Origin of the sequence: Cesiribacter andamanensis AMV16 (assembly GCF_000348925.1) — a bacterium.
Classification (GTDB): Bacteria; Bacteroidota; Bacteroidia; order Cytophagales; family Cyclobacteriaceae; genus Cesiribacter; species Cesiribacter andamanensis.
Genome location: NZ_AODQ01000123.1, coordinates 1 through 13,401, shown reverse-complemented (window position 1 = coordinate 13,401; position 13,401 = coordinate 1). Strand labels below are relative to the sequence as shown.

13 protein-coding genes are annotated in these 13,401 nt (G+C 52.5%); 12 read left to right on the top strand and 1 reads right to left on the bottom strand.

Annotation, left to right across the window (positions count from 1 at the left end; translation table 11 throughout):
- The 12 genes from ADICEAN_RS17150 to ADICEAN_RS22390 form a co-directional block, all read left to right on the top strand.
- A partial coding sequence (locus ADICEAN_RS17150; RefSeq protein WP_152426497.1) for a DUF418 domain-containing protein occupies window positions 1-921 on the top strand: 921 nt, incomplete at its 5' end.
- 216 nt (window positions 922-1,137) lie between these two features.
- Window positions 1,138-1,776 carry a hypothetical protein gene (locus ADICEAN_RS17145; RefSeq protein WP_009196912.1) on the top strand — a complete coding sequence of 213 codons (639 nt, stop codon included), beginning with the start codon at window positions 1,138-1,140 and terminating at the stop codon, window positions 1,774-1,776.
- A 49-nt stretch (window positions 1,777-1,825) separates the two neighbouring features.
- Window positions 1,826-3,295, top strand: coding sequence for a serine hydrolase domain-containing protein (locus ADICEAN_RS21515; protein WP_161622728.1), 1,470 nt, complete (start codon window positions 1,826-1,828; stop codon window positions 3,293-3,295).
- Between the two features lie 249 nt (window positions 3,296-3,544).
- Window positions 3,545-3,892 (top strand): amidohydrolase family protein, encoded by a 348-nt coding sequence (locus ADICEAN_RS17135; RefSeq protein ID WP_009196910.1) that lies wholly within the window; start codon window positions 3,545-3,547, stop codon window positions 3,890-3,892.
- 120 nt (window positions 3,893-4,012) lie between these two features.
- On the top strand, window positions 4,013-5,101 hold the full coding sequence (locus tag ADICEAN_RS17130) for an alpha/beta hydrolase (RefSeq protein WP_009196909.1): 1,089 nt from the start codon (window positions 4,013-4,015) through the stop codon (window positions 5,099-5,101).
- A gap of 325 nt (window positions 5,102-5,426) precedes the next feature.
- Complete coding sequence (locus ADICEAN_RS17125; RefSeq protein WP_040397836.1) at window positions 5,427-5,726, top strand: DUF3471 domain-containing protein; 300 nt, start codon at window positions 5,427-5,429, stop codon at window positions 5,724-5,726.
- A 95-nt stretch (window positions 5,727-5,821) separates the two neighbouring features.
- Window positions 5,822-6,649, top strand: a complete 828-nt coding sequence (locus tag ADICEAN_RS17120) for a hypothetical protein (protein ID WP_009196907.1) — start codon at window positions 5,822-5,824, stop codon at window positions 6,647-6,649.
- Between the two features lie 335 nt (window positions 6,650-6,984).
- A complete protein-coding gene (locus tag ADICEAN_RS17115) occupies window positions 6,985-8,325 on the top strand; it encodes a phosphatase PAP2 family protein (RefSeq protein WP_009196906.1) in 1,341 nt (446 codons plus the stop codon).
- Window positions 8,326-8,997: 672 nt separating this feature from the next.
- A complete protein-coding gene (locus ADICEAN_RS17110; RefSeq protein ID WP_161622727.1) occupies window positions 8,998-10,737 on the top strand; it encodes a tetratricopeptide repeat protein in 1,740 nt (579 codons plus the stop codon).
- 4 nt (window positions 10,738-10,741) lie between these two features.
- Entirely contained in the window at window positions 10,742-11,692 is a 951-nt protein-coding gene (locus ADICEAN_RS17105; protein WP_161622726.1) for a sensor histidine kinase, read from the top strand.
- Window positions 11,693-11,957: 265 nt separating this feature from the next.
- On the top strand, window positions 11,958-12,131 hold the full coding sequence (locus tag ADICEAN_RS22760; RefSeq protein WP_009196903.1) for a hypothetical protein: 174 nt from the start codon (window positions 11,958-11,960) through the stop codon (window positions 12,129-12,131).
- A gap of 70 nt (window positions 12,132-12,201) precedes the next feature.
- Window positions 12,202-12,822: a hypothetical protein gene (locus ADICEAN_RS22390; RefSeq protein WP_152426495.1), complete on the top strand. Its 621-nt coding sequence runs from the start codon at window positions 12,202-12,204 to the stop codon at window positions 12,820-12,822.
- Window positions 12,823-13,077: 255 nt separating this feature from the next.
- Here ADICEAN_RS22390 and ADICEAN_RS23375 read toward each other — a convergent pair.
- The coding region (locus tag ADICEAN_RS23375; RefSeq protein WP_236612945.1) for a hypothetical protein at window positions 13,078-13,401 on the bottom strand (324 nt) is incomplete at its 5' end.

Genomic DNA, 13,401 nt, shown 5'->3' with positions numbered 1-13,401 from the left:
CGCAGGCTGCCCCCCAGGGCCCTGCTGGTAGCGGCAGGCGCCTGCCTGATCCTGATGACGGTCCGCTACAATGTAGACCTGTACCGCGATAAAGCCGTGGTGCAGAAGGGGGTGCCGCTAGCCGCCATCGATACCCTGCAGCAACCCCTTACTGCGCTGCAGAAAAAAGACCTGGCCGCCTATACCGCCCTGCTGGAAAGCAGCAGCCTGGAAGCCCGCCAGAAAAAAGCCCGGGAAACCATCGAAAATGTTACGGGCAGCTATGCTTCCCTGTACCGGGACAGAACCGGTCGTTACGAGAATGCGCTGGTCAACTATCTGTACCTGGGTCTGTGGGATGTGCTGCTGTTCATGTTTCTGGGCATGGCTTTTTATAAACTGGGCATCATTACGGGGCATGCCCCTCAAAAAGTGTACTGGTATTTACTGCTGGGGGGGCTGGGCCTGGGACTTATCCTTTCCTACCTGCGGCTGCAGAGCATGATCTACTATAATTTCAACTACATCACATTTCTAAAGGAAGGCTCTTTTTCCTATTACGAGCTGGGGCGCGCAGCCAGGGCGCTGGGCATTTTCGGGGGCATTATGCTGCTCTGGAAATCCGGCCTGGCCAGGGGCTTTTTTGCCTTAATGAAACCCGTTGGCCAGATGGCCTTTACCAATTACCTGATGCAGTCGCTGCTCTGCGGTGTGGTGTTCTATGGCATCGGCTTTGGCTTGTATGGCCGGCTGGAGCGCTGGGAGATCTATGGGGTGATGGGGGCGGTGTGGCTGTTTCAGATCCTTTATAGCAACATTTGGATGCGCTACTACCGCTTTGGCCCCATGGAGTGGCTCTGGCGTAGTCTTACCTACTGGCAGCGGCAGCCATTCCGAAGAGACGTGCAGTTACCTGTAGAAAGCAGGCCGGCTGCGGTATAGGGGGTAGAGCGTATCCCCAATGTACCATAGATGAGGCCTGCCTGAAGGCTGAGCTCCTACAAGGGCACTAAAGAAGATGAAAGTGCTACCAGCTTGTAGTGAAAATGTATTCCCAAACAATCTATCACGCAACGGATACTACAGCAAATGAACGTAAAAACAGCCCCAGCAAGGGAGACAGCAGCTAATAGCAAAATCCCTGCAACACCTTCAAAAATGGACTCCCTGAAAAGAGATTACTTCTTCTGGGTTAGCGTATTCCTACTGGTGCTTTCTCTGATAGGGTTTTCGGATAATTTGTTTTTTGATGTGGGGCAGGAAAGCAACAGCGATCCTAAATTCATTGTCCATGGCCTGTTTTTTTTAGCCTGGTTTCTCCTGCTGGTGGGGCAATCCTGGCATATCCGCAAAAAGAATTACAGGACGCACATTGCCCTGGGTTCCATCGGCATGCTCATTGGCCTTGGGGTGGTGCTCAGTACCTTTTGGGTGTTTGTTGCCGTGTATGAAGGCTGGGCGGTAATGCCTGAGCATGTGAAGGCAAACCGGTTCCTTACGGCAAGTTTTGCGCTATTGGTGCTGCTGGCCTATCTCTACAGAAAATACGGCGCATGGCACAAGCGCTTTCTGTTAATGGGGACTATCTATGTGCTGGGGCCGGTAATTGGCCGTGTAGCTGATAAGTTGGGAGCTGAAAGCCTATCTACCTTTGTCCTATATGAAGCAGTTATCTGGAATGGCCTCTTCATCTCCTTGTTTATCTATGACTGGAGCCAGCATAAAACAATCCACCCCATAAGCTGGGTAGGGTACCTGTGGTTTTATGGAATTTGGCTCTTGTGCTCTTTTGTGTAAAAAAGGGGGGAGGACGCACCTGATTTGGTTTCCCAGCCATGTACGATTCATGAAAAACCGGTTCGGTATGGTCCAGACATTTATGACTACGAAAATAAGGCCAGGTGGTATTTGTACTTTTATCGCCTGCTTTCTGATCAGCTGCTTTCAGGCGCAGGCACAATCCAGGGCATTAACTCCGGATACGAAGGTCGACTCCCTTGTTCGGCAGCACATGTCCAAAAGGCATATCCCCGGGCTGGCGTTGGCCATCATCAGGGAGGGGCAGGTGGTCCGGAAAGCCTATTATGGCACGGCCAACGTAGAGCACCAGTCGCCGGTGAATGAAAGCACCCGCTTTGCCATTGCCTCCATAACCAAGCAAATCACCTGCGCTACCATATTGCTGCTGCAGGAAGAGGGGAAGTTATCGGTGCAGGATAAGCTTTCTACATACATAAAAGAACTGCCGGCCTCCTGGGCCGAGATTACACTTTCACACTTAATGAATCACACCTCGGGATTGGGAGACGACTGGAATGAACCTACTTCCTATTTCTTTCAACACCATACCGATGAAAAGATGCTCTCGGCACAAATGGGCTATCCCCTGTATTTTAAACCCGGCGAGGGCTTCTACTACAGCAGCGGGCCATTTTTTCTGGGCCTGGTCATTGAAAAAATTACCGGCCAACCCTATAGTTCTTTTCTGAAGGAAAGAGTTTTCGATCCATTGGGCATGACTTCTACGGCTGTTTATCACCACAGAACTGTTGTGCCGGAACGTGCTGCAGGCTACAGATGGCATGAAGAAAGGCTTGAAAATGGGGAAGACATCCCACCGGCTGCAGAAAGCAGAGCCGATGTGGGGGTGCTTACTACGCTGGATGATATGGTTACATGGAGCCTGGCCCTGAAGGATAACAGCTTGCTGAAGCCGGAAAGCCTACGGCAAATGTTCACTCCCGGTACGCTTGCCAGCGGCCATGCGATCCCCTATGGCTATGGTTGGTACATTTACTATTTTCGAAACGAATTGATAATTGAGCATGGTGGATTATTCAGAACGGGCTTTACCTCCAGAATTACGCACTTCTCTAACAATAAGCTTGACGTTATCATCCTGTGCAACCTTTGGGAGGCGGGTCTATTTACCCTTACCAATGATATTACAGCTCAGTACCTGGATGGCTTCACTAGGATTTCTGACCGGAAGCCCCAGCCCGATAGGGATAAAAAAAGAACCCGCGCATTAGAGACGATGTTCCGTGAATTGTCTCTCAGCCCTATAAAGCGCGGAGAGCTATACCAACAGACCAATTTCTCGGGTGTGGAACCCGAAACACTGGAAACGCTCCTCAAAGGCTTTCAAAAGCTTGAATTCATTGACCTGAAGCGTTTCACTGCTCAGCCTCTAGAGTTGTATGGTGCTAAGATCACCCGTATTGCCTATTACAAGGCTGTTGCAGAACAAGACACCTTCTGGTCTTTCGCATTTACCGACACAGGCAAGCTGGTTTTTGTAAATTGGGAAGACTGAGCCTGCAAAAGGGGTTTGCCCATGGAGCAGGGGCTGTCCCTGCTTTTTACGATCCACCTAAAGATAACAGGTACCTGTATGCAGCCAAAGCGAGTTGTTGCAGCACGGACGAGAAAAAAACCGGCAGCAGTTCATGAAGGGGGCTCACATCATTAGGGGATAGCGAAGGGCTGCAAGAGAGTTATTTTTAGTAAAAGCTTTTCCAGACCATGCAACACCAGACACTACCCAACAAAAATACGGTGCTCTATGCAACAGCGGCCCCATATGCATGGCGGCTGGCCTTATACAGAAGATGTGAAAGCGCTCATGTACATGCATCCCAATCTCTATGTCGATATTGCCGTTATCAACTGGATTTTGCCTCAGCAGGAATTTGAAAATTACCTGAAGGCACTCATCGATGCCGGTTTTGGAAACCGCCTCTTATTTGTCACATACCAGATCGTATGGCCTGATACCAGTGATGATGCTATTGAATCGGTCAATGCAGCGCCTTTCCTGACCCTTAAACAGAAGGAAGATATTTTTTATAATAATGCTGCCACCTTTTTGGGGCTATCTGAAGAGGAAATCAAAAAACATAAAAACAGATAAGCAAGCTTCCGGAAGAACAGACCGTGTATTACCTGGTGAATGCAAAGACTGGTGCAGGCGCGGGTAGTTGTATTCTAAAGAGATATGCCCGGCACTTTAACAATATACTTAGTTAGAATAATGCATCAGTTAAAACACATCTTCTTGTGCACCATCTTTATTGGTTTGGGAGCCTCGCAGGCATGGTCGCAGAAAGCCGAAGGGGGAAGGTTTGACCGCATAAACTATACTGCCCCTTCTCTGGCAGATAATGTCGGTGGTGAGGAACCTACCCGAAGCGTATCCATTTATCTTCCTCCTGGCTACGAGAAGAGTAAAATGCGATACCCTGTCATTTACTTTCTTCATGGCTATGGGGTAAACGATAGCCTGATGGTAGTTTGGCTGGAGCTAAAGAAGGTGATGGATCGGGCTATTGCCCAACAACGCATCCCTCCGGTTCTTTTAGTTATCCCCAATTGCGAGAGTCGCTATTTCGGATCGTTTTATACCAACTCGGTTGTTAATGGCAACTGGGGCGATTTTATTGCTCATGACCTTGTAAAGCATGTTGATCTAAACTACCGAACGATTCCGCGGAAAGAAGCGCGTGGTTTATTTGGACATTCTATGGGCGGTAATGGCGTGTTGCGGATTGTCATGAAATACCCGGATATATATAATGCAGCCTACGCCTTAAGTCCGGGCGCACTCCATTGGAGTAAAGAATTTAACCTTGATAATGCCGCGTTTCGAACACTGCAGGAAGTTACCAATGAGGCAGCTATTTTACAGCATGATGAGGATCCCACGATTAATCCGAGTAGGTTTTGGACACCTTTAATGGCGGCCTTGGGAAGGTCTTTTTCGCCCGATGTCAATGCCCAGCCGCTTCAGGCAAAATTGCCGGTTAGTTATCAGGGAACGGAGCGAAGCATTCATGTAGAGGTGCTGGAACTATGGGAAAAGAATTTTCCGATCAACATGGCCCACCACCACATCGATGCCCTAAAATTGCTGCGCGGACTTAAATTTGACTGGGGTAGACAGGAAGAGTTTCCACACATCCCCGCTACCTGTCGAGAATTAAGCGCAAGGCTTTCGGCATTGGGTATTCAGCACGAAGCGGAAGAATATATTGGAGGGCATGTCGATAACATAGGTGGCACTTCCGGCAGAATTACTACCGAGGTCTTGCCCTTCTTTGCAATCCTGCTTGAATTTAAATAGTCGTGCAGTTGATGGAGAGCGGCGAATAAACAGCCAGCACATCCCTCTTTCCCTCATCACATTATCATGTGATTTCCGGGGAGTGGGGTTGGACTACCTTTAGGCATTTACTCCTTTTTCAAGCCATGCCTTTTCATGAAAGCCTGCGCTTCAGCTGTATCCCTTTACCTGAAATGCCTTGTAGGTAGCCTGCTAGTGGCCCTTGTCTGTGGGGGCTGTGCCGAACAGGCAAAGCCGGACGAAACAGCAACCGTAGCGGAAGCAGCGCCAGCAGATACTCCCATCCTGATGGCCACCCATGCCCGGACGCTAACCGATGTGCGGTTTGCCTCCAGCCCCGAACCACCCTTCGGCCTATGCGGCCTTTACAGGCAGCTACCGGCATCCCGATGGCTTTTCGGTGGAGGTAAAGCAGGAAGGGGATAAGCTGCTGATCAGCGAAGGGGGCGATTTTATGGAGCTGGTGCACGTAGGCAACCAGCGCTTCGAGGCGTTGGGCCTGTCTACCCCCCTCAGCTTTAAGCGCGATGCCAGCGGGCAGGTGCGCTGGCTGGTCAGCTACTGGATAGAAGAAGATCTCTTTGAGAAGCAAGCCCCTGAGGCCTCTGCCACTTCTGCTCACTAAGTTGCCAGCTATGCAGCCCCTGCCGCCAGGGGACCAAGTTGCCGCCGATATGCCCTATACGAATAGGTATTATATACTCATTATACAAGCTACCCATGAAGATCAAAGCTCCCCTTGCCAAGAATCTCCCTGAGCTGGCAGCATTGGAGGCGATGGCCCGCCGGCCCGTCGGCAACGCATCCCCTGCGGCCCTGCTTCAGTACAAAACCCTGCATCTGTGGTTGCTGCTGCCCATGTTCTTTATGCAGCTGGGCATTTTTAGGGATTACTGGGGCGATTTTACCGATAATGCCTGGTCGGTACATGTGCACTACTGGACGGGCACAGCCTGGTATCTGTTTCTGATCATACAGCCTTATTTTGCTACCCATGGCCAGTTGCACAGGCACCGTACCTGGGGCATTATTGGCATGTTCATGGCCGGCGCAGTTAGCTTTACGGCCCTCAGCATGCTGCATCGGGATATACAGACCGCCGAGCTGGCTGCTGTAGCGCGGGAGCGTTTTGGCCCCTTTGAGCCCTGGTTCTTTTATGGGGTGGCGGCCGTAGAAATTGTGATGATGACCGCCTTTGGCCTGGCCGTTGTCATGAGCATACTGCACAGAAAGCAGTTCGAGAGCCATGCCTGGTGGCTGATCTCCACCGTATTCATCATCATGATGCCGGCCCTGGGCAGGGGTATTCAGGTGCTATGGGTAGTTGTGCACATCCGGGATTTTCCACACATCGACATCATGGCTCCTTTGTACCTTACACAAGTGCTCATCATTGGCATGGTGCTGGCCGGTGCCTGGAAATACCGCAAGCTGCAGCATCCGGCCACCTACCTGGCAATAGGGATAAACCTGTTTGTGCTGCTGCTGGAGCCGCTGGGAAGATCGGAAAGTGCACAGCATCTTTTGAAGCTCCTGATCAAGGGCTGATGCTGGGAGAAAAGCAGTGTATGGAGCAGAAGATATGTAGACAATAGCTGCTGGAGCAAGTGCTTTTGCACGCTTTCTATCCACCCACTGACCCGAAATACCAATGGTTCCTGCTGGTACCTAACGGTGCCTTTGTTGTGCTCTTTCCAAGTGCAAGGCTGGCTATGCATATCCCCGATCTGATAAGATGTGGCCTGGTGCATCCCGCCTTCCCTTTTTTGGGCAAGATCACATCATCAGGGTATTTTTTACGGGTGCTCTTCTGCTACCTTCCCCGAGGCGGGCCGCACCTCGGCTCGATCACTAACTTTTTGGTACCCAACCTTTAATTGGTCATGAACAATGTTCGCTTTTTCTGTCTCCTGATCCTGCTGCCCTGCAGCCTGTGTATGGCGCAGCCCCGCAAGTATGCCAATGGTGTAGAGCCCACCGCCGGCAGCTGGCAGCCCTGGGTGATCCCCTCGGTGCAGGCGGTAATGCCGGCACCACCCCCTGCGAAAAAGGCCAGCCAGAGCGAGTTGGCTGCCGTGCTGGCCCTGCAGCAGCAGCTGGATTCGGCCGCATGGGCCGAGATCCATTACTGGAATGCCGGCCCGGCCGCCTACCGCTGGCAGCGCATCGCCGATAATCTATGGGATTCTACCCAGTACTGGGCCAGAACTTATGCCTATATGAATGTGGCCATTTACGATGCTACCCTGGCGGCCTGGCAGGCTAAATACACCTATGCCCGCAGCCGTCCGTTCGAGGCCTCGGATAAGATCAGCAGCCTGGTAGCGGTGCCCCTAAGCCCCTCGTATCCCTGCGAGCACGCTGTTACGGCCGGGGCTGCTGCTACGGTACTGGCTTATCTGTTTCCGGCAAAGGCAGATTCGCTGCTGCTGCTGGCCAAAAAAGCCGGGCAGTCCCGGGTGGCAGCTGGGCTGCAGTACCCCAGCGATGTGGAGGCGGGCTTTGCCCTGGGGGTACAGGTAGCCGAGCAGGTTATTGAGCGGGCAAAGCAGGATGGATTTGACAAGCCCTGGCCAGGCAAGCTGCCCCTAGGGCGGGACTATTATAGCGGTAAACCCATAAAGAAAGACTTGCCAAATCTTAAGACCTGGGCCCTGAGCACTGCCAGCCAGTTTCGCTCCCCGCCACCCCCTGCCTTTGAAAAAGACATGGAAGAAATGAAAGCCTATACACCCGATTTACCGGCCAGGCACCGGGCGTTTCGCTGGGAATTTTCCTGGCCCTGGGGCGAGGTGGTAGATCAAAAGGTGCTGGAGTACAACCTTAGCAACAATGCCCCCCGGGCAGCTCTTGTATATGCCCTTATCAGCATTTCCGATTATGACAACCAGGTAGCGCACTGGGACTCCAAATATACCTACTTCAGAGCCCGCCCCGACCAGTACGATACTACCTTTGTGCCGCTCTTCACCACCCCGCCTTCGCCCAGCTATCCGGCCGGCCATGCCACCTTGGCCTACTGCCGCGCCGAGGTGCTATCTTACTTATTCCCCTATGACCGGCAGTTGTTTTTTGAGATGGCCAAAGAAGCAACCCATTCCCGCTTTGAGGGAGGGGTGCATTACCCCAGTGATAATGTAGCCGGCGAAACCCTGGGCCGCCAGGTAGGGGCACAGATTGTGCGCTGGGCCCGGGAGAAAACCCCGGCACTGGTGTTTAAATAGCAGCTCTCCCGCCTTAGCCAGTTTACATTAAGCCTTCTGCAGCCATCGGGATCTTAAAAGAAACCAGCAGGAAAAGGCCCGCCCCACCTGTGCTGGCAAGGTCTCCAGCCAGGGGGAATGCGCATGTCCCAGCCCCAACGGAATTCTCCTGACGATTCAGCCGCTGCTTACGCAGGTATACGATCTGCCCGTACTGTGGCAGAACCTGGGGTAGGGGGTAGGTAGCGTAGCCTGAGGGCCGGACTGGTGCGGGAGGGAGCAGGCAGGGGCGTGGTATCTGGATGAATAATGTTAAGAAGGGTGTTGAAACAAAATGTGAGAAGCCGGAACCGAATCTGGGAAAATACAATTAAATTAGGGTGAAAGTGCCCTGATCCCCCATGCCGGTCTTGTGCGCGCGCCAGTTGCTAGTGCCTGTAGATAAGTGTCTTATGGCAGAGAGCCCAGCTGGCTACCCGATATGCTGTTGCCCTGTGGTGCGCCGAACAAGTGCTATTGGGTGCCAGGTTTTCTGGGAAAGCTGCTGGCCAGCAAGGCTATGGGGGTGTGAGCAACAGGGACTGGAAGCATTATAGTTTCGCCTGTGTGTAATGACGGATGTGTACCCTTTCGCTGCAAAATAAACCCTGCCGCTTTGCCCAACGGTATTCAAGCCATACCATCCATGAACAAGTGAGCCGAAAAACCACCATGTTGGTAGTGCGTTACAGCCTGCTGCTAGCCGGGCTGTTCAGCTTTTCGTGCGTATGGGCCCAAAACAGGCATATTGATAGCCTGTCAACCGTGCTTGCGCATACAGAAGATGAACAGCTTAGAGCCGATCTGCAGCATGACCTGGCCCAGCAGCTTTTTAATCATGATTATGAAAAAGGGGTGGCCTATGCCCGGGAATCCCTGCGCCTGTCCCGTACCAGTGCTTATCCCAGGGGGGAGGCCCAGGCCCTGACGGCCATTGGCAATTATTATTTCTATAAAGGCGAGTACCCAACCGCCCTTAGCCACTACAACCAGGCAGTGCAGGCCATCCGGAGCCAGGTGGCTGCCGACTATCCGGCAAAGACCTACCTGCGCATGAGCATCCTGTACCGCCAGCAGGCCTATTTCGATTCGGCCCAGCGCTACCTGGAGAAAAGCCGGGCCCTGCTGCCGAAGGGAAAAGAGGGTGCCCTCCATGCCGCCTACTATGCCAGCAGCGGCATTCTGGCCCATAAAATGTCGCGCAACGAGCAGGCCCTTGGGCTTCTTAAGCAGGCGCTTGCCATTCGCAAAACCGTGCCGGACCCCTCCCGGCTGGCCGATACCTGGCGTGTACTGAGCGAGGTATATACCTCCCTGGCCCTCTATGATTCGGCAGAATTCTCCCTGGCCCAGGCCCAGGAACTGATTGGGCCGGATACCGATCCGGAAGTTCAGATGCTCATCCACCTGAGCCGCGGAGAGACCTATTTTGCCAGGGGCGATTACCCCCCCGCCATCGTGGAATATAACAAAGCGCTTGACAGGCTCAGGATCAATCCTTACCAGCGGCACTATGCCCATCTGCTCTTTAAAATTGGTGAGCTTTATGAAAAGCAAGGGGGTTATCACGCTGCCTTCGAGTACTTTTTTGCAGCTCTGAAAGAATTTGAGAAAATCAATGCCCGGCAGGATCTGGCACGGGTCTATACCCAGATTGGCTGGAGCTACAACTATCAGGAAAACTATCCCCTGGCCCTGGAGAATGCCGCCAAGTCCCTGCAGTTTGCCCGGGAGATTGGCGATTCTGCCAGTATTGCCCAAAACAAAAACCTCATCGGGTATGCTGCCCTGAAACAAGGGCGTTTGTCCGAAGCCTGGCAATCGCTGCAGGAGGCGCTGACCATTCGCCTGCGCATCAAAAACTGGTGGGGTGCCACTTATACGCTCTACAACATGGGGCAGGTGCAGCTGCAGCTTGGTAATCCGCAAAAAGCGCTGGAGCTCTACAACCAGGCCCTGCAAACCAGCCAGCGGATAGGCCATAAAAGCGCCTTTGTGTTCATTAATAACAAGCTGGGCGAGTGGTATACCCAAAACAGGCAGTATGAACAGGCAGCCCATTACCTGAGCCAGGCCGGGGCCATGGCCAAACGAATTGCCCTGCCTACCCAGCTACTGGTTACCTACAGGAACTACATTAGCCTGTATGACCAGCAGCAGATGCCCGATAGCACCATTTACTATTTCAAGGCGTATACGGCCCTAAGCGACAGCCTTACGGCAGAGCTGAGTACCGGCCGCATGGCCAGGGCCGATGCGCTTTTCCAGCTACAGGAGAAAGCGGCCGAACTCCAGTTGGTAACAACCGAAAAGGAGTTGCAAAATACAAAAGATCTCAGCCCAGCAGACAGAGATCCGCTTTCAGCGCAACATTATTGGGCTGGTAGGCGGTAGTGTGTTGCTGCTGCTAATCTTGCTGGTGATCATTTTCAGGCTCTACCGCAAAAACCGAGAAGCCCAGACAGAGCTCAAACGGCAATACAGAGAGATACAGGAACAGCAGGAAGAGATTCTGGTGCAGTCAGAAGAGCTGATCGAATCCAACAGCAAACTGGCCTACCTTAATGATGAGCTCAACAGAAAAAATCAGGAAATTGAGCTGCAGTCAGACAAGGTGCTGATGGCCAACAGCAGCCTTGAAAAAGAAGTGAATGAGCGTACCCTGCAGCTCAATTCTGCCTACCGGGAACTGGAAACCTTTTTTTACCGCACCTCTCATGACTTCCGCCGCCCGCTCACTACCTTTCTGGGGCTGGTAGAGGTGGCCAACCACTCGGTGCAGGACCAGCAGGCCATTAGCCTGTTTGAGAAAGTGCGGGAAACTACCCTTGCCCTGGATAAAATGCTGCTCAAGCTGCAGTCCATCGGCAGCCAGGAGCTGGAGGCGCATGCCCGCATGAACCTGCACAGCCTGCTGGCAAGCTGTGAGGAGAAGTTTGCGCAGGAGCTGTTTGCTAAGGGTATCCGGCTTCATATAAGCTGTGACGATTGTCTGATCTTGGTGAATCATCACCTGCTGCTGACCATACTGGAAAATCTGATGGAAAATGCCATCACCTTCTCAACACCCGCCAGTCCCTACATCAGACTGTTTGCTGGCCTGAACGACTCAGGTGATGTACTGCAGTTGCAGGTAGAAGACAACGGCCAGGGCATACCCCCGCACATCCAGCCCAGGATCTTTGATATGTACTTTAGGGGAAGTGTCAACTCCCTGGGCAACGGACTTGGACTCTACATTGCCAAACGGGCGGTTGAAAAGCTGGGGGGAAGCATCCGCTGCTGCAGCCAGCTGCACAAGGGAAGTACCTTTACCGTGCTGATTCCGCACGGGCAGCAGGAGCAGTAGCCCCGGCCAGCCCGTCGGATAACCCCCTGCCTGCAGGCGCTCTATCCACAGCAAAATCGCTTAGCTGCGGCAATTGTATGCCGGGCTTCGGGTATGGGAAAAAAGCTGGTCTTGTCTGCCGCTCCCGGCCCATGGTGCTCTCCCCCTCTTATCCCGGCTGGCCATGTAAGTTCTTGCCGTAATTTCTGTGGCATGCTTTTTAGCACCGCCTTACCTTTAGCAGCAATTCCCGGGCGAGTGCTTATGGCCTGGGGAAGCTACTAGTATGGTGCGCATCAAGCAGATCCTTTTTGAGTTTTTAGAGCTCCGCATCCCGACCGAAGGGGATGATACTGACCAGCAGGCGTTGCAAAAGCAGCTTGAATTTGGCAATGTGCTTATTCTGTTGCTGCTACTTGCCCTGGGCGGGCTCCTGCTGCATCTGCTGATGGGTTTCTAATCCGCTTTCACCTACCATTTCACCCTTTTTTCTTTGCAGGCGTCTAGAGTGATGCCATAGGTATCCACGGATGCCTGGTCCTTCTCAGGCAGGTAGTCGCCTGTTTGCTGTTGCGATTGCGCGTAAGCCCAGTTGCAGGCTGCTAAAAAATGGCGATCCTGAAAACACTTGTATTCAGGCTGACACTTTTTTCTCAATTACTAATACTATTGGGATTGATATGCTAATATTTTTAGGTAACTTGCCAGGAGTCAAACATGTGAAAAGCAGCCTAGAAGGGAAGAGAAGCATGAGAAAAAGAAGAATCGTAATGGCCGTCATCAAAGAAGCAGATGGGGGCTTTGGTGTATTGGGACATCCCGGCGCCGGCACCCGGCAGCTGATAGCCGCCCAGGCCGATAGTTGGGAAGAAGTACAGGAACGGGCACTTGATGCAGTGAATCACCATCTTCAGGAAAAGGGGCAGGGCCCCGTTGCAGCGGCTGATATTAGCTATAGTTTTGACCTGCCCTCCTTTTTCGATGCCTATCCGCAACTACCGGCATCCGCGCTGGTAGAGCAAGGGGTGGCTGCAAAATCCCAGGCCGGAAAAGCAGGCGTCGGCAGAAAGAAGCCGGCGGACCGAAAATTGCACCGCATTGTGGAGGCAGTAGCACAGCTCGGTACCGAAGTAGTGAAAATACCAGCCTAAGTGCGGGAAGGGCGCAGCCACGCCCCGCCCGCACGTAGGCTTCTGTCGGATCGATCAGCGGGGCTGTAGAATAGCCTGCCCCCTACATCCGATCCCGTGGAGTATACCTCCCTGGGCTGGCCTTTCTGGAAAAAAGCTCATCGCCTACAGCCAGTTCCCTCCTTATCAGCAGCCGGCAGATGGTGTGCCAAGAAGGTGTATGCCCCTTTTTTTTACTAAATTCTGGAGCAGCTCTTTTATATCTGATTTTTAATATTAACTTTGAATTACAAAGTACTTTATATGGGCGAGGGCAAGAAAGAAAGGTGATGCCGGAATAAGCAGTCGCCAGCAAGCGCTGAGTGAACGCCTGGATAACCCTTTTTTTTTGGTCTGTAAACTTTGAAATACAAAGTACTTTAATGAAGTGTGATTAAGGCCTGTTTTAGCTACCCCTTTCCCTGTCAGGCAGGCTGCGGGGCCAGGCGGGGGCAATAGGGCAGTGGCGCAATATGCAGCAGCAGGCAAAAGGATAGGACCTGACTCAAAGAACGAATACCCTTTATCAAGAAGTCTTATGAAAGACGAGATACGCACCCA

Bases quoted from the DNA above. Each gene is read 5' to 3' on its own strand.
- ADICEAN_RS17145 (WP_009196912.1), top strand. From the start codon at position 1,138: ATGGACTCCCTGAAAAGAGATTACTTCTTCTGGGTTAGCGTATTCCTA.
- ADICEAN_RS21515 (WP_161622728.1), top strand. From the start codon at position 1,826: ATGAAAAACCGGTTCGGTATGGTCCAGACATTTATGACTACGAAAATA.
- ADICEAN_RS17135 (WP_009196910.1), top strand. From the start codon at position 3,545: ATGCAACAGCGGCCCCATATGCATGGCGGCTGGCCTTATACAGAAGAT.
- ADICEAN_RS17130 (WP_009196909.1), top strand. From the start codon at position 4,013: ATGCATCAGTTAAAACACATCTTCTTGTGCACCATCTTTATTGGTTTG.
- ADICEAN_RS17120 (WP_009196907.1), top strand. From the start codon at position 5,822: ATGAAGATCAAAGCTCCCCTTGCCAAGAATCTCCCTGAGCTGGCAGCA.
- ADICEAN_RS17115 (WP_009196906.1), top strand. From the start codon at position 6,985: ATGAACAATGTTCGCTTTTTCTGTCTCCTGATCCTGCTGCCCTGCAGC.
- ADICEAN_RS22760 (WP_009196903.1), top strand. From the start codon at position 11,958: ATGGTGCGCATCAAGCAGATCCTTTTTGAGTTTTTAGAGCTCCGCATC.
- ADICEAN_RS22390 (WP_152426495.1), top strand. From the start codon at position 12,202: ATGCCTGGTCCTTCTCAGGCAGGTAGTCGCCTGTTTGCTGTTGCGATT.